Source organism: Roseixanthobacter liquoris, assembly GCF_043195135.2.
Classification (GTDB): domain Bacteria; phylum Pseudomonadota; class Alphaproteobacteria; order Rhizobiales; family Xanthobacteraceae; genus NCEH01.
This window is the reverse complement of record NZ_CM195537.1, coordinates 2,465,383-2,490,045: the sequence shown is the minus strand read 5'-3', so window position 1 is coordinate 2,490,045 and position 24,663 is coordinate 2,465,383. Positions and strand designations below refer to the sequence as shown.

Here is a 24,663-nt window from a genome sequence, read left to right as displayed (position 1 = left end):
GTTCAGTATTTCGCCTGGGTCGTTGAGCCGTCCGGCGCGGTGAGCTGGACGGCGCCCTTAACGCCCTTGGGCACGGCGACCGGGGCGGTCCCGGCAAGCCGGCTGCCGCCGACGGGCGTCAGGGAGAAGCGCTGGGCCTTGCCGTCCACCAGCAGGATGGCATTGGCCTTGAAGCCGTCGGCCGGAACCGGCTTGTCGGAGCCGTCGCTGAGATAGAGCGAGACGGCAGTCGTCCCATCGACCACCAGTTCGGCGTGATAATGCCCGGCATCCACGCGCACGCCGCCGTTGGGGCCGGTGCCGGGCTCGTGCGCGAGGAGTGGCGTCGCGAGAAGGGGAAGAGCGATGAGGGCCGACGCAAGGGGGCGGAAGATCATGGCGGGCTCCGATCAAAAGGCATCCGCACTGGCGGCGGCTGGTGTGGGGCCGGTCTCGCCCGCCGCCGCCACCAGCCGCTCCAGCGGGCGGCGGCCGTAGGCGAGGACGAGGACGGGGGTGAGCACGGCATCGAGCAGCGTGGCGCTGACGAGGCCGCCGAAGATGGTGACGGCCACCGGGTGCAGGATCTCCTTGCCCGGCACCTCGGCCCCGCTCATGAGCGGCAGCAGGGCGATGCCGGCGGAGGCGGCCGTCATCAGCACGGGGGTGAGCCGCTCAAGGCTCCCGTGCGCCACGAGGGCCGGGCCGAACGGCAGGCCTTCGGCGATGGCGAGGTTGATGATGTGGCTGATCTTCAGGATGCCGTTGCGCGCGGCGATGCCGGTGAGCGTCACGAAGCCGATCATGCTCGCCACCGACAGGGGCTGCCCGGCCAGCCAGAGGGCCACCACCGCGCCGATGAGGGCCAGCGGCACGCTGCCCATGATGACCAGCGCGAACAGCGCCGAGCGGTAGCGGCTGTAGAGGATGGCGAAGACCAGGAGCAGCGAGACCGCGCCGAGTGCGCCGATGGTGCGCATGGACTCCTCCTGCGCCGCGAAGGTGCCTTCGAGGCTCGTGGACATTCCGGGCGGCAGGTCCGTGGCCGCGATTGCGCGCCGCATATCGTCGATGATGGCCGTCGTGTCGCGCCCGCCGGAGGTGTTGGCGAGCACGACGATTCGCCGCCGCCCGCCCTCGCGCAGGATCTGGTTCGGCCCGTCCGTCTCCTTCACGTCCGCCACTTCGGAAAGGGGCACCCAGCCGGTTGGCGTCTCGATGAGCAGGCGGGCCAGCCCTTCGGTGCTGCGCGTTGCATCGGGCAGGCGGACGATCAGGTCGAAGCGCCGGTTGCCGTCCACGAGGGTCGAGACCACGCGCCCGTTGGAGAGTCGCGCCAGCGCGTCCGTCACCTGTGCGGGCTGGAGGCCATGGAGGGCGGCGCGGCCGTAATCCACGCGCACCGTCACCTCCGGCACCCGCACCTGCCGCTCCACCTGCAGGTCGACGAGGCCGGGAATGGCGCCGAGGCGCTGGCGCAGGCTTTCCGCCGTGGCGCGCAAGGTGTCGAGGTCGTCGCCGAACAGCTTCAGGGCGATCTCGGCCCGCACGCCGGAGAGCATGTGGTCCAGCCGGTGGGAGATGGGCTGGCCCAGGTTGAAGGACGCCGGCAGGACGACGAGGCGGTCGCGGATGTCGTCCGTGATCTCGGCCCGGCTGCGGGCGGAGGGGGAAAGGTCCACCTCGATCTCGGAGGCGTGCACGCCCTCCGCATGCTCGTCCAGTTCGGCCCGGCCGGTGCGCCGGCCCACCGCCTTCACCTCCGGCACGTCCAGGATGAGCGTCTCGGCGACAAGCCCCATGCGGTCGCTCTCGGCCAGCGAGAGGCCGGGGCGGAACGACATGGAAATGGTGAGCGAGCCCTCGTTGAAAGGCGGCAGGAAGGCGCGCGGCAGGCCCGTGGCGGCGGCGAGCGCGGCGACGAACAGGAGGGCGGTTCCCGCCATCACCAGACGCGGGTGGCGGAAGGCGGTGGAGAGCAACGCCGCGTAGCCGCGCTTCAGCAGGCGCACCAGCGCGCCGTCTCGCTCCGCATGGCGGCTGAGGGCCGGCAGCAGGTAGAAGGCGAGCACCGGCGTGAGCGTGATGGAGGTCAGAAGGCTCGCGAGGATCGAGACGATATAGGCCTGCCCCAACGGCGCGAACAGCCGCCCCTCGATACCGGGCAGCGCGAACAGCGGCACGAACACCAGCACGATGATGAGGGTGGCGTAGACGATGCCGGAGCGCACCTCCCGGCTCGCCGCCACCACCACGTCGAACACGGGACGGGGCACGGCTGCGGCGGCATTCTCGCGCAGCCGGCGGAAGATGTTCTCCACGTCCACCACCGCATCGTCCACCAACTCGCCGATGGCGATGGCGAGGCCGCCCAGCGTCATGGTGTTGATGGAGAGGCCGAAGGCGTGGAACACGATGGCGGTGGCGAGGATCGACACCGGGATGGCGGCGAGCGAGATGATGGTGGTGCGCCAGTTGAGAAGGAACAGGAACAGCACCACGGCCACCACCGCCATGGCTTCCAGCAGCACCTTCTCCACATTGCCGATGGAGGCGGCGATGAAGTCCGCCTGCCGGAACACCGGCGGGGAGATGCGGATGCCATCGGGCAGCGTGCGGTTGAGGTCGGCCACCGCCTCTTCCACCGCATTGGTGAGGGCAAGGGTGTCCGCCTCCGGCTGCTTCTCCACGGAGAGGATCACGGCAGGCCGCCCCATATAGCCGGCATCGCCGCGCTTTAGCCGCGCTACGAAATCCACCTGCGCAATCTGGTGGAGGAAGACAGTGCCACCGGCGGGGCGCGGCAGGACGAGGGTCTTCAGATCGTCGAGGCTGAGGGTGCGGGCGATGTTGCGGATGAGGAATTCCCGGCCGCCTTGGTCGGCGAAGCCGCCGCCGGAATTGGTGCCGAATTGGGAGAGCGCCTTTTCCAGCGCGTCGAGCGTGATGCCGTAGGCGCGCATGGCGGCAACATCGGGCGCGACGCGGAACTGCCGCACCTCCCCGCCCATGGGGATGACCTGCGCAATGCCGGGGATGGCGAGGAGGCGCGGGCGGATGACGAAGTCCGCCGCCTCCCGCACCGCCATGGGCGATACGGTGTCGCTGGTGACGGCGAACATCAGGATCTGGCCCATGATGGAGCTGATGGGACCCATCTGCGGCGCGACGTTCGCCGGCAGCCGGTCGCGCACCAGAGCGAGGCGCTCCGCGATCTGCTGGCGGTTGCGGAAGATGTCGGTGCCGAAGTCGAATTCCACATAGACCACGCAGAGGCCGACACCGGACACCGAGCGCAGGCGGGCGAGGCCCGGCAGGCCGTTCATGGCCGTTTCCAGCGGGAAGGTGACGAGTTGCTCCACCTCCGCCGGGGCGAGGCCTTCCGCCTCGGTCATGATGGTGACGGTGGGCCGGTTGAGGTCCGGCAGCACGTCCACCGGCAGACGCGTGACCGCATAGGCGCCGTAGACCACCAGCACGAGAGCCAGCGCCAGCACCAGCAGGCGGTTGCGCAGCGATTGGGTGACGAGGACCGTGAACATCGCCGGCCTCAGCGGATCTGGTCGATGAGTTCGGCGCCATCGGTCACGATGCGGCGCCCGGGCGCGAGGCCCGCCAGCACCAGCACACGGGACGCGTCGAGGGGCTCCGTCTTCACCTCGCGCGGCATGAAGCGCTCGGCGCTGACGTGCTCATAGACGATAGGCTGGCCGTTCGCCCCGCGCACCACCGCCGAGCGGGGGATGGCGATGCCCGTGCGCGGGGCGCCGGCCTCCGCGAAGACCGTCAGGAACTGGCCGGGGCGCAGCTCCCCGGTGTCCGCGGAGACGGAAAACAGGACGGGAAACGCCTGGGCCCGGTCGGATATCCCCGCGCCCAAGAAGTTGAGCGCCACGGTTCGCCCGTCGGGCAGGCGTCCTGTGGCACCGGACCGGCCGGCATCCGGCGAGAAGCCGAGCGCCTCCACCCACAGCCGGCCGGGATCCACGATGCGGAACACCACAGTATTCGGGTCCGCCATCTGCCCCGCGACTGCATCGGCGGCGGCGATGACGCCGGACACCGGCGCGCGCAGGGCCTCCGGCTCGCGCTGCACCCGCTCCAGCCGGGCGCGACGGGTCTGGAGTCCCTTCAGCTCGATCTCCGCTTCCTCCACCTCGCGGCGGGTGACGGCATTGGGAATGGCCGAAAGCCGCTCATAGCGGCGCTTCACGATGGCGATCTGCTGGTCCAGCTCGTAGCCCTGCTGCTCCAGGTCCTTGAGGTCGGAGGCGCCGATGGGCGGATGCACATAAGCGAGGATCTCGCCGGCCGCGACCTTCGTGCCGAGCGGCTTGAAGCCACCCTCCGGCGGCGCAAGGCGTCCACCCACCGCGGTTTGGACGAGGCCGCTCGCATTGGCGTCCGGCACCACGCGGCCGGGCAGCTCGACCGTGCCGGCAAAGGTGCCCGCGGCAGTGACAAGGGTGCGCACGCCGAGGATGCGCTGGGTCGGCTTGGGCACGATCACCGAGCCGTCGGGAAGGCGCTGGGCGGCATCGCGGGCGGGGGGCCGCGTGTCCGCCGCCCATGCACCCTTCGGGGCGCCGGTCAGAGCGACGCCGAGTGATCCGAGGATGAGGAGCGCGCCCGGCCGCCGCCGGGACATGACCAGCGCCCCGGCCGGGAAACCGATGAGGAGGCCCGCCAGAATGCCCGCGACGAGATCGGTTCGCGGACCGCCGAACTGCGCGAGCACCGCCGGCGCTTGCTTCTCGGACGATGTTGGACCGGCAGGTATGGTCAAGGTGGCGGCAAGAACGTCCACCGTGTCGCCGGCCGTAATGGTGAAGGCGAGGTCGTGCGCGCCCGGCCTGGCGGCGAAGGGAACCGGCAGCACATAGGTGCCCGGCCCGGCGGGCTTCGCGGCCTGCGAGCCCTCGGGCGTGTCCACCTCGATGGCGGCGCCTTCCACCGGGGCGTTGTCGGCGAAGCGGTCGAGGTGGATGGTAAGGGTGCCGTCGCGCAGCACCGCCACCAGCTCGAAATCGGCCGAGGCCGCCCCGGCGCGGGGGGCGAGCGTCGTCACCTCAGGCGGCGGGGGCGCACCGTGGTCGTGGCCTTCGTGGGCCGAAGCGGGGCCGGACAGCGCCGCGCCGGCGAGAAGCCAGCACAGGCCGAAGACGGCTTTCCGCAAGAAATGGCGCCCCATGCCTCAACCCGTCCGCTGGTGATTCCGGTACGGGAGAGCGATAGCGTGCGGCGCGTCACGCCGCGTATCGCTTCTGTATCAGTTTGTTTCAGCCTGGACCTTGGGCAGGTGCACCGTGGCGACGAGGCCGCCGCCGGGGGCGTTGGCGAGGGCCAGCGTTCCTCCATGCGCCTCGGCCACCGCGCTGGCGATGGTGAGGCCGAGCCCGACGCCGCCGGTGGCGCGGCTGCGCGAGGCCTCAAGCCGCACGAAGGGCTCAAGCACGGCGGCGAGTTGGTCCTCTGGAATCCCCGGTCCCTCGTCCCGCACCGTCAGGACGGCATCCGCTTCCTCGTCCATAATGGACACATGCGCGGAGCCGCCATAGGCGAGCGCGTTGTCCACCAGATTGCCCACCATCCGCTTCAGGCTGACGAGCCGTCCCGCCACGATGAGGCGCGGCGGGGCCGAAAGATCGGCCCGCAGGCCCCGGTCCCGCGCGTCGTCCACGATGGTCTCCACCAAAGCCACGAGATCGAGCGGCCGCACGGGCTCCTCGCTCGCCTCGCCGCGCAGGTAGGAGAGCGTGGCCTCGACCATCTGCTCCATCTCCGCGACGTCCCCGGCGATGGCGTCGCGCAGCGCCGGGTCGCTCACATCTTCGAGGCGGAAGCGCAGGCGTGTCATGGGCGTGCGCAGATCGTGGGAGACCGCGGCGAGGGCCTGGGTGCGCCGCTCGACCAACCCGGCGATCCGCGCCTGCATGCCGTTGAAAGCATGGGCCAGTTCGCGGACCTCCTTCGGCCCCGTCTCGGGCAAGTGAATGCGCGCCGCATCCGGCGGCAGGGCCGCGACGGTGCGCGCCATGGCCCGCAAAGGTCGCGTGAGCCACGCGGCGATGGCGAGGGACAGGAGCAGCACCCCCACCGCCATCAGCGTGGTGGAGAGCAGGGACCCATGCCCCCCGGCGGTCTGTGGCACGGAGGCGAACAGGCGCACATTCAGCCAGCTCCCGTCGGGCAGGCGCACGGCCACGAGGCTGAGGTGCGGATCGGGCCCGGCGCCCACCAGCACGTCCTTGGGGGCAAGCTCCGGCGCCAGTGTGCGCACCTCGGCGGCGAGGCGTCGATCGGCCTCGGTGGCGTGCGGACCGGCCGCGGCCATGGCCTCGCGGCCCCAATGGGCATCGATGGCGCCCCCAGACAGGGCATGGGCCACGTCCTCGCGGCGGTCCGGCGGCGCCGCGGCCAGCGACCGGCTGAGCGCGACCAATTGGTCGGCAAGGCGGACGGCGTGTGCCGCGTGGCGTTCGCGCTCCATGGCATGTTCGTAGGTCCACAGGCTCAGCACATGGACCACGACGATTCCGAGCACGGCCACGACTGCGGTCCGCAGAGCGAGGCTGTCGATGGCGCGGATCATGAGCGCGCCACCTCCGGGACGAAGAAATAGCCGGTCCCGCGCACCGTCTTGACCATCTCCGGCCCGCCGTGGGAGTCGAGCTTCCTGCGCAACCGGCTCACCTGGATGTCGATCGCCCGGTCGAAGCCGGTGGCGATGCGGTTCTTCGCGGCATCCATCAGCTGGTCGCGCGTGAGCACGCGCTGGGGATGCTCAAGGAAGGTCAGCAGCAGGTCATATTCGCCGGTGGATAGGTCGACGACGGCGCCTTCCGGGTTGGTCAGTTCCCGTCGCCGCGTGTCGAGCGTCCAGCCGGAAAATGTCAGGCAGGTGCCGCCATTAACAGCGGCGGGGTCGGACAGCCGGGTCCGCCGCAGCACCGCATGGATGCGGGCGAGCAACTCGCGCGGGTTGAAGGGCTTCGCCAGATAATCGTCGGCGCCCAGTTCCAGGCCTACGATCCGGTCCACGTCGCTGCCGCGAGCGGTCAGCATGATGATGGGCACGTCCGAGGTGCGGCGGATGTCCCGGCACAGATCGAGCCCGCTCGCCCCCGGCAGCATGACGTCGAGAATGACGAGGTCCACCGTGCCGGCGGCCATCGCCTCCCGCATCTCGCGGGCGTCCTGCGCGGCGGTGACCTTGTGCCCGTGCTCGCGCAGGAACTTGCCGGCGAGGCGCCGGATCTCGGCATCGTCGTCAACGATGAGGATGTGGCCTTCGGGGGACACGGCGTGATGCATTCCTGGAGGCATTCCAACGGCGGCTCGTGGTCTTATAGATCATTTCGCTTCACCGCGGCCTAAGTCCCGCGACACATTGGATGCTCGAAAAGCCAGCCCTGCATGGCGCTAAAGCCCTTGATCCTTGCAATATGTCGCGATTTCCCCGGCCGGGGAATTGGGCGGCAGTGTTGGTCGGCCCGCTTGGGTATCAAGGCCCCGGCTTGATCAGCCGGGGCCTTGTGCGAGGCTCACTCGCCGCGCCGCCCGCTGGGGCGGGACCAGATGAGGCTGAAGGTGTCGGCGTCCTCGTCGTCGAAGAGGTTGGCGTAGATCGGGGCGTTGAAGCTGGGATCGTCGAGCTTGAGACCCAGATAGTCGCGGCCTTCGCCGGAGCGCTTGGACCAGGCGGCGCCGATCTCGATCCGGCCCACCAGGACCCGATGGCTGGGAGCGTTCTCACCGTTGGTCCGCAGGTCGGGGACGATGCGCACGCCCTTGGCCTGGACGCTGAGGGTGACGATCTCGCCGGCGAACTCGTTCGTGCCGGTCTTCTTGAAGGTGCCGATGGTGGCCATGGTAAATCTCCGTCTTCCGTTTCCGAGCCCGCACCATTGCGGCCTCGATGGCGATCGGAAGGCCGGAGGCGACCGACGCCGCATCGCCTCGGGGCTCCGTATCGCTCGCGCGATGGGGTGAGGATTGCGACCGGAGCGAAGCGGAGGACGGCGCGAGAGGGACTTTCTTGCCTCGCGAGGAATGACGGCTTCAGCCGGCAGGGGAAGAAAGTCATGATGCGCCGTTGCGGCAGAGGCGGTCGAGGCGCAGCCGCCCTTCGGCCAGATCCGCCCATTGGAGAGGCTGTTTTGGAGCGGTCGACGGACGGATGCCGAACGGGGATGATGGCGACCCGCCGCAACCTCACGGAAGACCGGCCTGATCCTCTTCGGCTTCACGTCCCCCGTTCCGGGCCGGCTCCGTGTGCTTCCGCAGCCAAGGTTACAACCGGCCAAGATCGCTCCCACCATGCGCTGGTCCGCGACTGGCCGCGAGGCGTCGTCTCGTCTCAAGAAATCGCGATCGACCGCCGCTTGGGCCTCTGCCGCAAGCGGGGCGGCGCCACCGATCTCCATCCTCGGACAGCGCGAGCGGCAAAGCTCTTTCGGCTCCGGCCCTGCCGAATGACATGGAGCGTGCTCAGACCTGCGCAAGGTCCCGGCTGGACGGGCCGGTGGCCGCCATGCCCGCGACCCGCAACAGCGTCGTGATGCCGATGGCAATAGCACCGATGATCGAGAAAACGATCTGCCACGTCTCGGACGGCATGGCGAGCTTCGCGATGCCATACGTGGCGTGATAGCCGGCGAAGACGGCCGGGGCGACGAAGGCCAGCGCAATGAGGAGGCGCGCCCACATCGGACGAACGACCGCGAACAGAACCTGGCCGATGCCGAGCGTGATGCCCCCGGCGATCAGGCCAATGACGATCGCACCGAGCCAGCCCGCGCCGGTTTGGTATGCCCAAGTGCAGGCGCCGACAGCGGCGAAGAACGGCAGCGCGAAGACCGCAAGCGTAAACAGCAGCCAGCAGAATAAGACGATGGCGGCGAGACCAAGCAGGATGCCGAGGAAAATCATGGTGGTGTCTCCGTGAGGACAGCTCTGACGGTCGCGCCTTCCACCACCACCACCACGGCGCGATCACCAGCATAGCAAGAGAAGATGCATGCCGGAATCCCAGTAAAGGGGATACCCGGCACTTCATGCGTACACCTCCGCTATCTGGCGAAGGGATCGATTTCACGGACGATCTGCGAGGCGTCACCGTCGAACTCGTCGGCTGGCACGACCGAGAGGCTGCCGTCGCCGGCGCGGAAGATCACGATGACGACCATCAGGGTCTTGGCGAGGCTGAGGGCGAAGGCCTGTGCATCGGTGGAGGACATGGGGTCCGGCTCCTGCTCGAAGCGGAGGACCATCCCCCGCTGACAGGCGCCCGACGGGTCCGGCCGAGGGCCGCAATCACCGCGCAGGCGAAGCGGAGCGGCGGCACGCTATGCGTAGCCGACCCCTTGCGGGTTGATGGCGTCAGGCCCTCGGTCGGCACCTAAGGATCAGCGCAGAAAAGCGGGGGAGGATCGTCGCTCGAAGATCGGCAGGTGCGGCCGTCTCCCTGCATAAGCAGGCTCTGGAGGCTTTGTTCAGCTCCACGTCTGATGAGTACAGGTCCTGCTCGTCAGTCTGGTGAAAATCGATAATGGAGCCAGTACTTTCACGAGAAACGATCAGGGCTCGTGAAATTCGATTCCGATGGTCGAGGAAGGGGCAGCGCTTACGCGCCGCCCGACCCAAACCGATAGACCGGGATGCCGAGCTTGCGGGCCTTGTCGGCGAGATTGTCCTGGATACCGGTGCCGGGGAAGATGATGACCCCGATGGGCATGACCGCGAGCATCTGGTCGTTGCGCTTGAAGGGCGCGGCCTTGGCGTGCTTCGTCCAGTCGGGCTTGAAGGCCACCTGCGGCACCTTGCGGGCATCGGCCCAGCAGGTGGCAATCCTTTCGGCGCCCTTCGGCGAGCCGCCGTGGAGCAGCACCATATCGGGGTGCTTGGCGTGCACCTGGTCGAGCTTGGCCCAGATGAGCTTGTGATCGACCGCGTCACCACCGGAGAAGGCGATCTTCGGACCTGCGGGCATCAGCACCTCGGTCTCCGAGCGCCTGCGGGCGGCGAGGAAGTCGCGGCTGTCGATGAGGGCTGCGGTGAGGTGCCGATGGTTCACCAGGGATCCGGTACGGGGGCGCCAGGCTGAGCCGGTGTGGCGCTCGAAGGCGTCGGCGGCTTCGTCGCGCATCAGCTCGAAGGCGTCGCGGCGCTCCACGAGGCTCTGCCCCTCGGCGATGAGGCGTTCCAGTTCCACCGAGCGCACCTCACTGCCATCCTGCTCCTGCTGGCTGCGGCGTTGGCCCTGCTCGTTATCGTCAAGGGTGCCCGAGAGTCGGCCGGCGGCACGGTGGAAGAGATGGACGGTCGACCACAGGAGGTCGGGGAGGTCCGGCTCGAGGCGCGTGTCTTGCAGCGTCGCGATGATCGCGTCGAAGATGTCGGCGATGGCGCCGGTGATGCGGTCGGCTTCGGGCAGCGGTCGAGGATCGGGCTCATCGTCGAAGGGGCGGTAGCCATAGAGCTGAAGCTCCTGCAGCAGGTGATCGGTGGGAGACGAGGCGTGGCGGGGCTCGTCGTGCTCGGTGCTCATGGGAGGCTCCGTCGGTTGGACCGCAGCCTTGCGGCCTTCATGGCGACAAAGCCGGCGGACGGGACGGACCTGCACCCCGCGGGCAGCGCGGGGCCGGAGCGCAGCGGAGGATGGCGAAGGCCGGCGATTTTGCTTCGCGATGGAACGGCGCGCAGCGGCGCCGGAAAATCGTTGGCCGCAGCCATTGTTGGGCCGGCACGTTTGCTGGCCGATCGCCCTCTGGAAGGCCAGGATGTGGTCCTCTCCGATGACGGGAAGCATCAATGCGCAGGCGAGACCGTGCCATCTCTTCCTTGAGCGGGACTACAGGCGCAGCACCATGAATCGGGAAACGTCCTCTGCTGCGATCTGAGCTCGGATTCCGGCCCGAACGGCATCGACCCCAAAGGCGCGCAGATCCTCGTTGAAGTCGCCGAGCGCCGGCGAGAGCACGATGACCTCGATCCCGGCAGAACCGGCTCGTGCGATGAGGCTGTCCCGCGCCCTATCGCCGGCCGGATCGTTGTCGCGAACGATGTAGTGCCGGCGAAGCCCTGGTGGGAAGGCGATGACTGCAAGGTGTGCGGCCGAGAGCGCCGCTGCCATCGGAAGGTTGGGCAGTAAGGTCCGCACAGAAAGGATGGTCTCGATGCCCTCGCCGGCGGCCATAACATCGTCAGTCCCGCCGAAGCGGACGGCGTGTCCCAGCAGGTGCCCCATGGCGCGCCGGGGCGTGGTGATGACTGCCTTTCCGGCACCGTCTGGTGTGAGCCAAGTGCGTTGCACGCCCATGATCCGTCCGCGGAGATCCGTGACGGCAGCGACCATGGCCTGCAACGGCTGGATGGGAACGTGCGCATCCGGGCGATAGAAGCAGCGCGGGTGAAAGCGCAGGCTTCCGGTTTCGTGCAAAGCCGTGATGCCGCGGCTCCGCAGATACGTCTCCACGATTGTGCCCGGAATCGGCTGTGCGGCGGCAAACAGCCGTCGTGCCGAGATGACAGGATCACGTGAGGAGTTTTCCGTTTTGCACAGCGGAGCCTGCGCCTCATGCACTGATCGGGGAATGCGCAGAAACATCTCGGCCTCTGCAGCCACATCGGTGAAGTGGGACAGGCCCTGACTTTCCCGGATCACGTCGAGGAGATCACCGTGCTCCCCCGTCGCTGCATCGGTCCATTTGCCGGCGGGGCCTTTCGCACTGTCCCGCAGCCGCACAAACATCGATCGGCCGGGCGTGTTGCGCACATCTCCCACCTGCCAATAGTGACCCTGCCGCCGGCCGGCGTAGAGATAATGGCGGCATACCGCCTCTGCCTGCCGCCCCAGCCGCCGGGCGAGGTCATGCGCAGCATCCGCCATGAGGACGCTCCAAGAAAAAGGCCCGCCGTCCGGACCACGCGATACAGGGGTCGCGGAGCCTCGGGCGGCGGGCCAGGTTGCCCGGGAGGATTATTCGGCGGCGATCGGGGGAGAGGCCGCCTCGGGCTCCTCAGTCTCGGCGAGGTCCTCCTCTTCGCCCATGGCCGTTGCGCCGTCGATCTCCGCCGTTTCGTCGCCGGCGATGTCGCAGGGCTGGGTCCGCAGTGCCTCCGGGAGCCAGCCGCTGTCGGCGAGAAGGGATTCAGCCTCCCGTGCCATGTCGCCCTTCTTGAGATGGGCGATCCGCTCCGCCGCTCGTTCGCCCTTTGCCTCGGTCACCGCCTGCAGGATACGGGCCTTGGTGACCCGGCCGAGGAAGGTGTCGACGGTGGGCTTCCACCCGGCCACCGCCATGTCGAGCGTCACCGCCTGCGCCAGCCGGTCGGCATGAGCGAAGGCCCGCGGACGGCGGTTCCATGCCTCATGCACCGCATTGACCGAGAGGCTCACCACATGGGCGAACAGGGCGGCTCGGCTGTCGCGGTCCCACCCGCTCAGGGTGTCCCAGAGCGCGACCGGCTCTTTCGGAAGCGCCTTGGCCCAGCTTTCGTGCCGGACACGGATCGCCTCGGCCGAAACGCTGTCGTTGAGGCCCGGTGCCTGGGTGTTGAAAGACACGCTTTTCAGATCGAGCTCAAGGCAGCTGTCCGAGCCATAGACGTAGAAGGCCTTCAGCGTCAGAGCGTGGACCGCCGCGAGGAAGGCTACGTCGGGCTGCTCGCCGAGCGCGTGGCGCAGGCCAAGGGTCCGATGGGTCGTCAGTTCCGTGAGCAGTCGGTCGGAGATCGGCGCGAGGCCGTCTTCTTCCTCGGGCTCCGCAGGTGCATCGCACGCCGCTGCCTCCTGGTGCGGTGCCGAGGGCATAGCGGACCCATCATAGCCCTCGGCGGAACGGTCTTGGTCCTCTTCGACCGGCACCTCGTCCTCCGGGCGGACATAGCCCCGTTCCACCCGGAGCTTGCCGTCCTGCGCGATGCTGACGAAGGCGCCGGCGCGGCCGACCTCCGCCGGATCGAACGCGAGGGGGCGCGTATCAAAGGCCTCCAGCACCGCCTCGAACTCACCGAGCCGCGCATCGACCTCCTCGGGAAGCTCGTCGGCATCGGCATGTTCTTCGGAGAGGCGATCATATGCGGCCTGGGCCGTCGCCCGAGCTGCCTCCTCCTCCTCGGTCAGGGGCGTCGGCTCACCCCGCAGCTGGCGCAGGCCGTAGGTGTGGCCATAGGCGAAGTCCGGCGCCACTTCGGTCCACTTCCAGCCTTCGCTCCGGATCCCGTTGGCCTCGGCGGCGAGCTTCTCCGCCACCATGCGATCGACGAGGGTGACATCCTGCAGCCAGCCGCCGTCGTCGCCCTGAAACAGGTCGCGCAGCACCGTGCCGCCGGCCGTCACATAGGCCTCGATGCCGATGAACCGGGCCCGCTTGTCGCTGGCTCGGACGGCGCCCTCCGTCAGCATGCGCCGGATGACATAGGGCTGCTTGTCGTAAGCCTGGGCGAGACGCTCGAGGACCTGCTCCTGCCGCTCATGGTCGCCAGAGACGGTGAAGGCCATGAGCTGGTCAAGGGTGAGGCCATCCTCAGCATAGGTGTCGAGCAGCCTCGGGGAAAGCGATGCGAGCTTCAGCCGCTGCTTCACCACCGCGGCCGAGACGAAGAAGACGGCGGCTATCTCCTCCTCGGACTGGCCCTTCTCCCGCAGAGCGAGGAAGGCACGGAACTGGTCGAGGGGATGCAGCGGCGCACGCTGGACGTTCTCGGCAAGAGAATCTTCCTCGGCGATGCCGCCTTCCCGCACGATGCAGGGCACCGGCGCCGTCCTGGCGAGGCGCTTGCGCTTCACCAGCAGCTCCAGCGCCCGGTAGCGCCGCCCGCCGGCCGGAATCTCATACATGCCGGTCTCGCCGCCGTCCGCATCGACGACGGCGCGGACGCTGAGGCCCTGCAGCAGGCCGCGCCGGGCGATATCCTCGGCGAGCTCCTCGATGGAGACGCCGGCCTTCACCCGGCGGACGTTGGACTGGCTCAGCACCAGCTTGTTGAAGGGGATGTCCCGCGAGGACGAAAGGGTGATCTTCTGAACAGCCGTGGCCATGGGATGCTTCTCCGCGACGGGCGGCCGGAGAACCTCTCTCTCAACCTCGAACCCGTCACGAAGCACGGCGCCACCCTCTTCCTCTGAGGGCGGCGCCGTAAACCCGACAATCCGGAAACCTGGAACGACACGGAGCCAGAAACACGGCAATCCGCATCTCCGGCATTGTGGATCTCAGGCGGCCCGGTCGAGCAGCTTCTTTGCCCGGGCCTCCAGATCGAGACGGGCATCCTGATGCGGCTTGTCCCGCGCCACGGCGGTGATGCCCTGCACGAAGTCGAAGATGCTCTCGGGTTTCCGGCCCTCCTCGGCGAGCACGGTGTCGATCACCTTCTGCGTCTCGGCCTTGGAAAATCCCTTGCGGCGCAGAAACTCGGTGCGGTCCTCGTCGGTGCGCGCCACGATGCGCTCGCGTGCCGCCCTGATGCCGTTGACGAACGGCATGGGCGAGGAATTGGCGAAGCGCTCAAGGGCCGGCGCGGCCTGATGGGCGAAGCGGGAGGCGGCATACTTGGAGTGGCGGATTGTGATCTCCTCGAAATCCTCCACGCCCCAGAGGTTGCGGTTCTGACAGACGGCCCGCAGATAGAAGCTGGCGATCCCCAGCGTCTTCGCCCCCACCTCCGAGTTCCAGCAATAAAAGCCCCGAAAGAACAGGTCGGGCGAGCCATCCGGCAGCCGACCGGCCTCGATGGGGTTGAGGTCGTCCACCAGGAACAGGAAGACGTCGCGGTCCGAAGCATAGAGCGTGGTGGTGTCCCTCGTGATGTCGATCCTGGGATTGTAGATGCCGGTCGACCAGTCGAGCACACCGGGCACCTTCCAGCGGGTGTCGCCCGTGCCGTTTCCGGCGATGCGTCGCACGGCGTCCACCAGCTCATGGTCATAGATGCGGCCGTAGTCAGGGCCGGTCACTGCCCGGAGCTCGACGCGGTCGCCTTCCACCTCCATCGTCTTTACCTGCTCGGCGCGGTGCGTGAGCAGGCCGTGCTGCAGGTTGATGCCGGCCAACGGTGCCGGGAGCTGGCGCAGATAGGCGGCAGGCGCGCCGATGAGGCTCGCAAGCTGGCCGAAGCTCCAATGGGTGGGCGCCACAGGAGCCTCCGCCCCGGGCAGTGTGAGCGTCAGCCGATCCGGCGCCTCGCGGCTCGCCTCGACGCGGATGGCAGCACTCTCCACGGTGCGCGTCCGGCTCCGGTCGGACCGCCCGCGCACGGCGCCGTACAACTCCGACAGGGACAGATAGCGCTCGTCCGCCGGCCGGGAGAACCACTCCGAGGACACGCGGCCGTTCCGCTCGCCCCGGCTCACATCCACCTTATAGGCGTCGGCACCTGCAGGCGCCGCGTCCAGAATCTCCACCTGGGCCATGGGTTGTCTCCATGACGGGCGCCGGAAGCCTCTCTCCCAGCCCTCAACCCGTCACGGAAATCCGGACCGAACTCTCACTCTATCGGGGAGCGAAGCTCTCGCACCGCCTTAAAACGACCGTTCGACAGGCCGAGGCAGCAACATTCCTGAAATTTTTTCGTTTGATTTACGAAAATTCCGGAGTATCGATTGAACATCACCAACAGCGCGAGTCGTCACCGTGAGCTATCCAGACGCCGACGAAGTGTACCGAGTGTTGAAAGACTTCGAAGAGCCGTTGATGGCCGTGCACCTCAGGGCGTGGGATCGGCTGGTCTCGAACCCGGATTGGCCCTCTCTGGTCTTCGCCAGGACCGGAACGGGCATGATGCATGACTTCATCGTCCAGGAAGCCGGAGGCGAGTTGGACGACATGCCCGGGGTGAGCCGCATCGCGCACGATAAGAGCGTGCGCTATCTTTTCAAAGATCGCGTGTTGCTGCGATTCAAGCACGGCTCGGCAAGGGGACTGGGCAGCAACATCGATACCCAGGCCAATGATGATTTCATTGATGCCCAGGTCGATCTGCTCGGCATGCCTGAGGCGATGAAGGTCGAGTTGCTGTGGTACGAAAACCGGCTGCGCACCAAGCTTGATCGTGTCGAGGTGACCGCCCGAGACGGAAAGCATCGGCTCTGGGGCTACCCGATGGGTAGCGAGCCTGATATCGCCACGCTGCCGTTCGATATTCCGGTCGACCCTACCGCACCTGCCAGGACGGCGCCTCTGGTCACCGTGAAGCCAGTGCCAAAGACAGACACGAAGGACGACGAGTAGAATGCCATTTTCAGGAGCGATGCTCCGTCTTGCGCGGCAGAGGAGAGGTATCCGCCAGAACGAGGCGGCCCAGCAGCTGGGCGTCTCGCCGTCGGATCTGTCCCGCATCGAAAACGACGCCAAGGAGCCGTCGCAGACTTTCATCGAAAAGGCGGCAACGGCTTTCCGGGTGCCGGAAGGCTTTTTCGTACTGACAGATACCGTCTATGGTGCGCCAGTTTCGGTGCATCCCATGTGGCGCAAGAAAGCGGACGTCTCCGCCGGCGAGCTCGACGCTGTCATTGCCGAGCTCAACGTTCGCATCATGCATCTCCGCCGATTGCTGCAGGCCGCGGAAATCAATCCTAGCCGCACCATCCCGCAACTGGATATCGAGGAATATGGTGACCCGGAGACGGTAGCGGGTTTGTTGCGCAGGCACTGGATGATGCCTACTGGACCGGTGAAGAACCTCACCGCACTACTGGAAGAGGCCGGCGTTGTCGTCGTGCATTCCTTCATGGGCGGATCGTCTGTGTCCGGCGTAACCTTCCGTGTACCCGGCCTGCCGCCGCTTATCGTTCTCAACGGCGACCAGCCGGCTGATCGGATGCGCTTCACGCTGAGCCACGAGCTGGGGCACATCGTGATGCACCGGTTCCCGACGCCGACCATGGAAAAGGAAGCAAACGACTTTGCCAGCTGCTTCCTGGTGCCAACACGGGACGTCAAATCTCACTTTGGTACTGGTCGTGTGGACCTCCCAAGGCTCGCCGCACTGAAGCGTGTTTGGCGGGTGTCGATGGCCAGCCTCGTCTTTGCCGCTGACCGTGCCGGCAAGCTGACGCCAGCTCAGAAAAACTATATCTGGCAGCAGTTCTCGATCGCCAAGATTCGCATGGCTGAACCGCCGGAGCTCGACTTCCCGCGCGAGGAGCCGACGATCGTCAAGAGTCTTCTTCGAGCCCACATCGAGAACCTCGGCTATTCGATAGCCGATCTTGCACGCATATTGACGATGACCGAAGCTGAGCTACCGGATTTTTATGATTTTACAGAAGTCTTGCGCGATAAACCAACACGGCCGCTGGGACTACGCATCATCAAATAGCCCCCTTGCGATAAGCTAGGCGGCTCTCGTTGCTCGGATCGTGTGAAGCGCTTCCGGCTTGAGGTGGGTATAGCGTCGCAGCATCTTCCAATCCTTGTGACCGGTCACAAGCGCGACTTGTTCGATCGTAAATCCCGCTTCAAAAAGCCGGCTGGTGCCTTCGTGCCGAAGATCGTGGAAATGCAGGTCCTCGATTTTGAGGTCTTCGCACTGACGACGAGCCGATGTGCAGGGCGCTGCCGATCGCTCCGTCGACCTTGATCATGTCGCCAAACGCGCCGATTCCGAGAAGCTGTCGGTGCGGGCGAAGCGGGACCTAGAGTTGAAGCCGGAGATCAGGCGCGTCTTCGCCGCGAACTTCGAGGCGCATGGCGCGCGCAAAGTCTGGCGGCGGCTCAACCGGGAGCACGTCGGATTGGCTTGCCCGGCACGAACGACGACCGGTCCATCGCGGCGGTCTGGTGCATCATTCGGACAGTCAATGGATTGAAGCCAGTTCCCGGGCGGCCTGATTCAAACCAAATGGCCTCCGGCGAACACGGCGCGGTTCATGCCCCTGTTTCTGGTCAAGCCCAAGGAGGAGATCGCCAACGTTGCCGTCTTCGGTCGGACCGATGAGCTGGTACTCGATAGGTACAGGCGGCGTTGCCGTCATCATTCTCCCCCTCCAAGCCGCCACGCAATGGATTGATGATCTGGAGCCCGGCGAAGTCCCTCTCATTGTCAGTCACCACCACGAATTCATTCGCACCGGCGACAGCGGCGATGATCATGTCGAGACCACTACGGGGACGACCCGCCACCTTGCCCTGCGCCATCAGCCGCGCCCAGATCAGGCCGGCCTTGGCGTCGAATGATAAAATACGGCCTGTGAACAGCGCCTGCGGTCCCTCCGACCCGACAAACCAGGCGTCGAGCGCATCGCGTTTCTTGCCGCGGGGCTTTTCCAGAACGCCACGTCGAATTTCAGCGACTGTCAGTGAAGCAATAAACAGGTCCTCGTCGCGCTGCGCTGCCATCCAAGCCAGCAACGACGCCGACGGCTGCGGCTTGACGATATTGCTGATGATGTTGGTATCGAGGAGATAGCGCGTCACAGATCGACCTTACGCCCATCTTCACGCGGGCGGGAAAGATCAAGCTCCGCGCCCACCAGCGGCGAGCGGCGTAAAGCGGTGAGGATGCCGCCGGGCTTGGGTGGCTCACCAGCGACGACTGTCTTCACGGCCACGCGAACCTGCTCCGCTTCCGGCCCTTCCTCAGCTAGGCGACGGGCAAGAGCGCGTATCAGCTCGCGATCGGATTCGAGCGCCATGATCTCGAAGCGAGTGAAGCCGCGCTGCGTCAGACGCGCGCGGTAATTCTGGATCGCTCTCTTCTGTGCAGCATTGCCCATGGCCATCCTCCACTCTATATCTGGATATATAGTCCGAGTTTGTTGTACAAACAAGCGAGGACGCAATGGCGAAACGCGTTTCAGACAGGCTTGGCCAGAGAGCGGATCGCCGTGCTATCCGACGCCGGTATTTTCCGTCTGCTGCGATGCGCTTTTCTACGCCAGACGGCGCTAGCACCGGCAACAACATGCTGAATACCGTCGGATACTCTCCGTTGATTTCCGTTGCTTATACTTCGATTCACGACAATCGTGAAGCCGATCAACTTGCAATCGCTATCGAACGGCGCAACGATGGACCAGGACACACGCCAGCAGCAAAGGAGTGCGCTTCGGCTCGTCGAGCCGGAACTGTCGCTCGTGCGCCGCGGCGACGGTCCCGACCCGCGCCTGAGCGAGTTGGCTCGCCTGCTCGCCCGTCGTGCCGCGCGGGAGGTGTTCGAGGAGCAGATGAAGGAACGCAGCACGACGCGCTCCTGACACCTCAGGAGAGTGCGCTTTGAAAGTCGCGATCTACGCCCGCTATTCGTCCGACAATCAGCGCGACGCCTCCATCGCCGACCAGATCCGCATCTGCCGCCTCCATGCCGAGAAGCAGGGTTGGCAGGTGGTCGAGGAATATACCGACCACGCAATTTCCGGCGCCTCGCTTCTCCGTCCCGGCATCCAAGCTCTAATCTCGGACGCGGCGCGCGGCCGCTTCCAGTACGTGCTGGCCGAGGCGATGGATCGTCTGTCGCGCGATCAGGAGGACATCGCCGGCCTCTACAAGCGCATGGCCTATGCGGACGTGAAGATCGTCACGCTCTCCGAGGGCGAAGTCACGCATCTGCATGTCGGCCTCAAGGGCACGATGAACGCCCTGTTCCTTAAGGATCTCGCCGACAAGACCCGCCGCGGCCAGCGCGGGCGCGTCGAGATGGGCAAGTCCGGCGGAGGCAACGCCTATGGCTATGATGTGGTGAAGAAGTTCGACGCCAGCGGCGAGCCGATACGTGGCGACCGGACCATCAACGAGTTCCAGGCGGGCGTCATCCGCCGCATCTTCCGTGACTATGCGGCCGGAAAGTCGGCGAAGCGAATCGCCTTCGAGCTGAACAAGGAGAGCATCTCTGCGCCGGGCGGCGGAGAATGGGGCTTCAGCACGATCAACGGCAATCCGAAGCGAGGCAACGGAATCCTCAATAACGAGATGTATGTTGGCAAGCTGGTCTGGAACCGTCAGCGCTTCATCAAAGACCCGGACACTGGCAAGCGCCAAGCGCGCATAAACCCGGAAGGGGACTGGATCACCCAGGATGTGCCCGAGTTGCGCATCCTTGACGACGAGCTGTGGCAGGCAGTCAAGGATCGCCAGAAAGCTGTCAAACTGAACCGTAGCGACGACGGCGAGACCGAGAACCACTTCCGGGAACGTCGGCGCCCCAAATACCTTTTCTCGGGCCTGACCAAGTGCGCCTGCTGTGGCGGTGGCTATTCGATGATCTCGGCTGACCTGGTTGGCTGCTCCACGGCCCGGAACAAGGGCACCTGCGACAATCGCAGGAACATCCGGCGTGATCAGTTCGAAGCGCGCGTCCTGAACGCGCTGCGCCATCACCTGATGGACCCAGCGCTGTTCAAAGAATTCTGCGAGGAATTCACCCGCGAGATGAATCGGCTGCGTATGGACGGCCGAGCGTCGATCGATGCGGCCGAGGCCGAGATTAAGCGAATCGACCGGGAGCTGGACAAGCTGATGAAGCTCATCCTCGCATCCGACAGCGACGACGCACCCACCCGGATGATGAAGCAGATGAAGGAGCTTGAGGCTCGCCAGAAGGAGCTGAAAGCGTTCCTGCAGGACGCCCAGGAGCCGCCGCCCCTCCTGCATCCGAATATGGCGCATCACTACCACGTCCAGGTGGACGAACTGTATGCGGCGCTTCGGGAGGATTCGGAGGAAAAGCGGATGACTGCGGCCGACCTGATTCGATCGCTGGTGAGGGAGATCATCCTTACGCCGGCGGAAGGCGAGCTCCAGGTCGACGTGCGAGGTGATCTGGCTGGAATTCTTGCGATTTCTCTCAAAAGAAAACGGCCCGCCGGAGGGGCGGGCCGATCGCAAGTCAAGATGGTTGCGGGGACAGGATTTGAACCTGTGACCTTCAGGTTATGAGCCTGACGAGCTACCGGGCTGCTCCACCCCGCGTCAGAGCTGACGATTTGCCGGCGAACCGGCGTCAGTGACGTGTATGTAACAATGCCGACCCGGGAAGGAAACCCCTCGCTTCAAAAAAAGCGCCCCAATTTCATTTGCCTGTGGACGGCGCGGCCTCACGCGTCGCCGTCCGGCGGCGAAGATCCATGGCCCGCAAGGGCGCGGGCGCGTTTCTGGGCCGCCTTTTCATTGCGCTCGCTCTTGCGCTTCTCCCGGCCGATCCGCCCCTCAACCAGCGAGGTGATCATGCCGTGCAGGGTTGCAAGATCCTGCTTGGAGAGCGCGATACGGTGAAAGATGTTGCGGATGTTCCGCGTCGTGGAGGGCTGCTTGTCGGCCGAGCGAAAGAAGGCCGCGGCCTCCAGCTCGCCTTCCAGATGGTCGAAGAAAGCCAGGAGGTCCTTTTTCTCGGCCACCGGCGATTTTTCCGCCGAGGCAAAGGGCAGCGCGCCGCCGGTCGCGCGCTTGAACCATTCGTAGGCCACCACCGAAACCGCGGTCGCGAGGTTCAGCGAGGCGAACGCCGGGTTCACCGGCAAGGTCAGGATCACATCGCAGAGCGAGACCTCTTCCGTATAGAGGCCGGTGCGCTCGCGTCCGAACACGAGGGCCACGTCCTCGTGCTGGGCGAGCCGCGCCGCGGCCTCCCCGGCGGCCTCGTCGGCGCCGAGCACTGCCTTGGCCATGCCGCGTTCGCGGGCGGTCGCGGCGATGGCATAATTCACATCCGCGAGCGCCGCCCGCAGGTCCGGGAACAGCGTCGCCTCCTCCAGGATGCGGTCGGCGCCGGCGGCGAAGATTCGAGCGCGCTCGTCCGGCCAACCGTTGCGCGGATTGACGAGGCGCAGGCGCGACAGGCCGAAATTGCCCATGGCCCGCGCCGCCGAGCCGATATTGTCGCCGAGCTGCGGTTCCACCAAAATCACCACCGGACCGCCGCCGATCCAGGGCTTCGTGCTGTCAGTTCCTGCGCCGGGCATCATTTTTTCCCTTTATCGGCTCTCTAGCCCGCGGGCACGGCCAAAGTCGAGGTGTCATGCGCTTCTTCTTCTGCTGCGTGAATGCTATAGCGGCCTCGCCGGGCGAGGTGTCGTCGGCGCCAGCGGGGCGCGGGCCGATACGGCATCTCCCATAGACCCTCTTTACGCTCTCAGAGCGCCCCGAAAGGTCGTCCACATGGCGAAGATCAAGGTGGCAAATCCTGTCGTCGAACTCGACGGCGATGAGATGACTCGGATCATCTGGCAGTACATCAAGGACAAGCTGATCCACCCCTATCTCGATATCGACCTGGAATATTACGATCTCTCGGTCGAAAATCGCGATGCCACCAACGACCAGGTGACGATCGACGCTGCCGAGGCGATCAAGAAGCATGGCGTCGGCGTGAAGTGCGCCACCATCACGCCCGACGAAGCGCGCGTGAAGGAATTCAACCTGAAGGAAATGTGGAAGTCGCCCAACGGCACCATCCGCAACATCCTCGGCGGCGTCATCTTCCGCGAGCCCATCATCTGCAAGAACGTGCCCCGCCTCGTGCCGGGCTGGACGCAGCCGATCATCGTCGGTCGCCATGCCTTCGGCGACCAGTACCGCGCCACCGATTTCAAGGTCCCCGGCAAGGGCACGCTGACCATCTCCTTCGTGGGCGAAGACGGCACCAAGATCGAGAAGGAAGTCTACAAGTTCCCCGGCGCCGGCGTCGCCCTCTCCATGTACAACCTGGACGAGTCGATCCGCGATTTCGCCCGCGCTTCGCTGAACTACGGCCTGAACCGCAATTATCCCGTCTATCTCTCCACCAAGAACACGATCCTGAAGGCCTATGACGGCCGCTTCAAGGACATCTTCCAGGAGATTTACGACGCCGAGTTCAAGGAAGAGTTCGAGAAGCGCAAGCTCACCTACGAACACCGCCTGATCGACGACATGGTCGCGTCCGCGCTCAAATGGTCCGGCGGCTATGTGTGGGCCTGCAAGAATTATGACGGCGACGTGCAGTCCGACATCGTGGCCCAGGGCTTCGGGTCGCTCGGCCTCATGACCTCCGTGCTCATGACTCCCGATGGCATGACGGTGGAAGCGGAAGCCGCTCACGGCACCGTGACCCGCCATTATCGCGAGCATCAGAAGGGCAAGGAGACCTCCACCAATTCCATCGCCTCCATCTTCGCCTGGACGCGGGGCCTTGCCCACCGCGCCAAGCTGGACGGCAATGACGAACTGGCCAAGTTCGCCGACACGCTGGAAAAGGTCTGCGTGGACACGGTGGAAGCCGGCGACATGACCAAGGATCTGGCCCTGCTGGTCGGCGCCGACCAGAAGTGGCTCTCCACCACCGGCTTCCTGGACAAGGTTTCCGATAATCTGACCAAGGCCATGGCCGCCTGAGAGAAGGCCGGCTGTAACGCATCGGACGGGGCGCCTTGCGCGCCCCGTTTTTCTTTACGCATCCGAAGAGGGCTGGCGATCCGCCTCGTCGAGTTCTTCCGGGGAAATATCGCCGCGCGGCCGCAGCGAATGCGGGGCCTCCTCGCGATGTTCGAGATCCGCGATCCGGCCCGCGATTTCCGGACGCCGGGCCAACAGATCGGCGAAATCCTTCCCTTCAAGGATCAGCAATTGGGTGCGCGAGAGCGCCCGCACCGTGGCGCTGCGCAAGCGGCCCGTGCGCAAGGCCATTTCGCCGAAGAAATGCCCCTCGCCCAGGCGGAGCGGCCCGGCTTCCAACTCGATCTGCACCTCGCCCGAGAGGATGAAGAACATGGAGCGCGCCACATCCCCGCGCCGCATGAGCACTTCGCCGGGCTCGGCCGTGTGGGAGGAGAGGAGACGCAGGATTTCCCCGATCCCCGCCGCGTCCAGTTCCGCGAACAGCGGCACGCGCGCCACCATGCCCCAGCTCACCACGAATTCGCGGCGGCGGATCACATCCGCAAACGCGGACGTGATGATGCCCACCGGCAGGGCAATCATGACCAGGCCCGTGATCATGGTGACACCCGCCACCATCCGGCCCGCGAGGGTGATCGGCACCACATCGCCGTAGCCGACCGTCGTGACGGTGACCACCGCCCACCAGGCGGCAAGGGGAATGGACCCGAACTTGTCCGGCTGCGCCTCGTGCTCCACCACATACATGACCGAGGCGGCGAGCAGCACGACGGCGGCAATGATGCCGAGGCACGCTAGCAAGGCATGCCGCTCCAGCCGGATGGCTTCCAAGAGCGAGGCGATGCCCGGCGAATAGCGCGCCAGCTTCATGAAGCGCACAAGGCGGAAAAGCGCAAAAATGCGCAGGTCTGCATTCAGCAGCAGCACCAAGCCGAACGGCATGACCGCCAGAAGATCGATGATGGCGGCAGGGGTCGCGGCATAGCTGAGCCGGGCCCGTCCCGAACGCATTCCGCGAAACCGCGGGTTTTCCGGCGCCGCCCAGAGGCGCAGGCCATATTCGGCCGCGAAGACCACGAACGACACCAGCTCGAACACATGCAGGCCGGCGCGATAGGGCACGCCGATGCTCGGCACGGTTTCCACGACGGCGGCGAAGGTATTGCCAAGAATGAGCGCAATCAGAAGGGTGTGCACGACCTGGGCCGTGGGATCATGGACCGCATCGCGCTCCAGGATCGCGAACATACGCCTGCGCATGGCGTGCCGCGGCAGGCGCCAGAGCGAAAGCTGAGGGGGCGGGTTCTGCCCTTCGGCCGGCATCTGTGGCCGGTTCTCCCTTAAAGCCGGCTGCCGCGCCCGAATGGCCCCA

Annotated in this window: 21 protein-coding genes, 1 tRNA gene and 2 pseudogenes; 5 read left to right on the top strand and 19 right to left on the bottom strand. The window is 66.1% G+C overall.

Features of this window, described 5'->3' with window-relative positions:
* Window positions 1-2 precede the first annotated feature (2 nt).
* From V5F84_RS11010 to V5F84_RS10955, 12 genes are all read right to left on the bottom strand, one after another.
* On the bottom strand, window positions 3-377 hold the full coding sequence (locus V5F84_RS11010) for a hypothetical protein (protein WP_394042544.1): 375 nt from the start codon (window positions 375-377) through the stop codon (window positions 3-5).
* 12 nt (window positions 378-389) lie between these two features.
* Complete coding sequence (locus V5F84_RS11005) at window positions 390-3,521, bottom strand: efflux RND transporter permease subunit (RefSeq protein WP_394042545.1); 3,132 nt, start codon at window positions 3,519-3,521, stop codon at window positions 390-392.
* Between the two features lie 8 nt (window positions 3,522-3,529).
* Window positions 3,530-5,155 (bottom strand): permuted SH3 domain-containing protein, encoded by a 1,626-nt coding sequence (locus V5F84_RS11000; protein WP_509277055.1) that lies wholly within the window; start codon window positions 5,153-5,155, stop codon window positions 3,530-3,532.
* Between the two features lie 93 nt (window positions 5,156-5,248).
* Window positions 5,249-6,571 carry an ATP-binding protein gene (locus V5F84_RS10995; RefSeq protein ID WP_394042547.1) on the bottom strand — a complete coding sequence of 441 codons (1,323 nt, stop codon included), beginning with the start codon at window positions 6,569-6,571 and terminating at the stop codon, window positions 5,249-5,251.
* Complete coding sequence (locus tag V5F84_RS10990; RefSeq protein WP_394042548.1) at window positions 6,568-7,281, bottom strand: response regulator; 714 nt, start codon at window positions 7,279-7,281, stop codon at window positions 6,568-6,570. The genes V5F84_RS10995 and V5F84_RS10990 overlap by 4 nt, the downstream gene beginning before the upstream one ends.
* A gap of 242 nt (window positions 7,282-7,523) precedes the next feature.
* Window positions 7,524-7,850, bottom strand: a complete 327-nt coding sequence (locus V5F84_RS10985) for a DUF736 domain-containing protein (RefSeq protein WP_394042549.1) — start codon at window positions 7,848-7,850, stop codon at window positions 7,524-7,526.
* Window positions 7,851-8,469: 619 nt separating this feature from the next.
* A complete protein-coding gene (locus V5F84_RS10980) occupies window positions 8,470-8,910 on the bottom strand; it encodes a hypothetical protein (RefSeq protein WP_394042550.1) in 441 nt (146 codons plus the stop codon).
* Between the two features lie 140 nt (window positions 8,911-9,050).
* Entirely contained in the window at window positions 9,051-9,218 is a 168-nt protein-coding gene (locus tag V5F84_RS10975; protein ID WP_229644176.1) for a hypothetical protein, read from the bottom strand.
* A 386-nt stretch (window positions 9,219-9,604) separates the two neighbouring features.
* A complete protein-coding gene (locus V5F84_RS10970) occupies window positions 9,605-10,528 on the bottom strand; it encodes a DUF2493 domain-containing protein (protein ID WP_394042551.1) in 924 nt (307 codons plus the stop codon).
* A gap of 303 nt (window positions 10,529-10,831) precedes the next feature.
* On the bottom strand, window positions 10,832-11,869 hold the full coding sequence (locus tag V5F84_RS10965) for a DUF7146 domain-containing protein (RefSeq protein WP_394042553.1): 1,038 nt from the start codon (window positions 11,867-11,869) through the stop codon (window positions 10,832-10,834).
* 90 nt (window positions 11,870-11,959) lie between these two features.
* Window positions 11,960-14,023: a ParB/RepB/Spo0J family partition protein gene (locus tag V5F84_RS10960; protein WP_394042554.1), complete on the bottom strand. Its 2,064-nt coding sequence runs from the start codon at window positions 14,021-14,023 to the stop codon at window positions 11,960-11,962.
* Window positions 14,024-14,197: 174 nt separating this feature from the next.
* Window positions 14,198-15,394: a DUF932 domain-containing protein gene (locus tag V5F84_RS10955; protein WP_394042555.1), complete on the bottom strand. Its 1,197-nt coding sequence runs from the start codon at window positions 15,392-15,394 to the stop codon at window positions 14,198-14,200.
* A 220-nt stretch (window positions 15,395-15,614) separates the two neighbouring features.
* Between V5F84_RS10955 and V5F84_RS10950 the strand changes: the two genes are divergently transcribed.
* Together V5F84_RS10950 and V5F84_RS10945 are read left to right on the top strand one after the other, a co-directional pair.
* Window positions 15,615-16,211, top strand: coding sequence for a hypothetical protein (locus V5F84_RS10950; protein WP_394042556.1), 597 nt, complete (start codon window positions 15,615-15,617; stop codon window positions 16,209-16,211).
* Between the two features lies 1 nt (window position 16,212).
* On the top strand, window positions 16,213-17,301 hold the full coding sequence (locus V5F84_RS10945) for a helix-turn-helix domain-containing protein (protein ID WP_394036802.1): 1,089 nt from the start codon (window positions 16,213-16,215) through the stop codon (window positions 17,299-17,301).
* Between the two features lie 15 nt (window positions 17,302-17,316).
* On the opposite strand, the pseudogene V5F84_RS10940 reads toward V5F84_RS10945, so the two are convergent.
* The 3 genes and pseudogenes from V5F84_RS10940 to V5F84_RS10930 form a co-directional block, all read right to left on the bottom strand.
* Window positions 17,317-17,526 (bottom strand): annotated as a pseudogene (locus tag V5F84_RS10940) (tyrosine-type recombinase/integrase); the annotation flags it as partial.
* Window positions 17,527-17,969: 443 nt separating this feature from the next.
* Window positions 17,970-18,398, bottom strand: a pseudogene (locus V5F84_RS10935) (PIN domain-containing protein); the annotation flags it as partial.
* The gene (locus V5F84_RS10930; protein ID WP_394042557.1) at window positions 18,395-18,697 is read right to left on the bottom strand and encodes a hypothetical protein; all 303 of its coding nucleotides are present in this window, start codon (window positions 18,695-18,697) and stop codon (window positions 18,395-18,397) included. The pseudogene V5F84_RS10935 and the gene V5F84_RS10930, both read right to left, overlap by 4 nt.
* A 252-nt stretch (window positions 18,698-18,949) precedes the next feature.
* Here V5F84_RS10930 and V5F84_RS10925 point away from each other — a divergent pair, with 252 nt between their 5' ends.
* Window positions 18,950-19,177: a hypothetical protein gene (locus V5F84_RS10925; RefSeq protein WP_394042558.1), complete on the top strand. Its 228-nt coding sequence runs from the start codon at window positions 18,950-18,952 to the stop codon at window positions 19,175-19,177.
* A 4-nt stretch (window positions 19,178-19,181) separates the two neighbouring features.
* Here V5F84_RS10925 and V5F84_RS10920 read toward each other — a convergent pair whose 3' ends face one another.
* Window positions 19,182-19,328 carry a hypothetical protein gene (locus tag V5F84_RS10920; RefSeq protein WP_394042559.1) on the bottom strand — a complete coding sequence of 49 codons (147 nt, stop codon included), beginning with the start codon at window positions 19,326-19,328 and terminating at the stop codon, window positions 19,182-19,184.
* Here V5F84_RS10920 and V5F84_RS10915 point away from each other — a divergent pair.
* Window positions 19,263-20,855: a recombinase family protein gene (locus V5F84_RS10915; RefSeq protein ID WP_394042789.1), complete on the top strand. Its 1,593-nt coding sequence runs from the start codon at window positions 19,263-19,265 to the stop codon at window positions 20,853-20,855. The genes V5F84_RS10920 and V5F84_RS10915 overlap by 66 nt on opposite strands.
* On the opposite strand, the gene V5F84_RS10910 is transcribed toward V5F84_RS10915, so the two are convergent.
* Together V5F84_RS10910 and V5F84_RS10905 are read right to left on the bottom strand one after the other, a co-directional pair.
* A tRNA-Met gene (locus tag V5F84_RS10910) sits at window positions 20,812-20,888 on the bottom strand. The genes V5F84_RS10915 and V5F84_RS10910 overlap by 44 nt on opposite strands.
* A 125-nt stretch (window positions 20,889-21,013) precedes the next feature.
* Window positions 21,014-21,877 (bottom strand): RNA methyltransferase, encoded by an 864-nt coding sequence (locus V5F84_RS10905; protein WP_394042560.1) that lies wholly within the window; start codon window positions 21,875-21,877, stop codon window positions 21,014-21,016.
* Between the two features lie 196 nt (window positions 21,878-22,073).
* Between V5F84_RS10905 and V5F84_RS10900 the strand changes: the two genes are divergently transcribed.
* Window positions 22,074-23,288, top strand: a complete 1,215-nt coding sequence (locus V5F84_RS10900; RefSeq protein WP_394042561.1) for an NADP-dependent isocitrate dehydrogenase — start codon at window positions 22,074-22,076, stop codon at window positions 23,286-23,288.
* A gap of 54 nt (window positions 23,289-23,342) precedes the next feature.
* On the opposite strand, the gene V5F84_RS10895 is transcribed toward V5F84_RS10900, so the two are convergent.
* Window positions 23,343-24,614 carry a cyclic nucleotide-gated ion channel gene (locus tag V5F84_RS10895; protein WP_394042562.1) on the bottom strand — a complete coding sequence of 424 codons (1,272 nt, stop codon included), beginning with the start codon at window positions 24,612-24,614 and terminating at the stop codon, window positions 23,343-23,345.
* Window positions 24,615-24,663 lie beyond the last annotated feature (49 nt).